Here is a 484-nt window from a genome sequence, read left to right as displayed (position 1 = left end):
CCCTATCCTGTGGGGGCTGGGGAATACCGACGGGTTGAGCACGTTTCTGTCGCCGAGAAACTGCCATACGGCGAGCAACAGGAGCGGGTGAGCCTTGCGCGCACCATAATCAACCGCCCGCGCGCTCTGCTCCTCGACGAGCCGTTCGGCGCGCTGGACGCCTTTACGAAGATAAGCATGCAAAATGAGGTGCTGCGCATTTGGGAAAAAGAGCGGACAACGCTGATACTCGTAACGCACGACATTGACGAAGCCTTATACCTCGGCGACCGCGTCGTCGTAATGACGAGCAAGCCCGGGCGCATAAAGAAAATCATAGCGGTCGACCTGCCGCGCCCCCGAAACAGGACAAGAGCGGATTTTATGTTGCTGCGCAAGCGGGTATACGAGGAGTTCTTTGAGTCGGAAGCGGTTCCCTCTGACTTCACGATATTGTTTTGCTTTTAGTTGGGCGCGGAACGAATCGCCTATTTTCACCCAAGGT

General features: G+C 56.4%; 1 pseudogene. It reads left to right on the top strand.

What is annotated here, in order from left to right:
- Positions 1-447: pseudogene (locus tag AWU74_RS12150) on the top strand (ABC transporter ATP-binding protein); the annotation flags it as partial.
- Between the last annotated feature and the right edge of the window lie 37 nt (positions 448-484).

Source organism: Treponema endosymbiont of Eucomonympha sp., assembly GCF_001028545.1.
The sequence above is the reverse complement of the archived record's forward strand: the minus strand, read 5'-3'. Positions and strand labels throughout refer to the sequence as shown.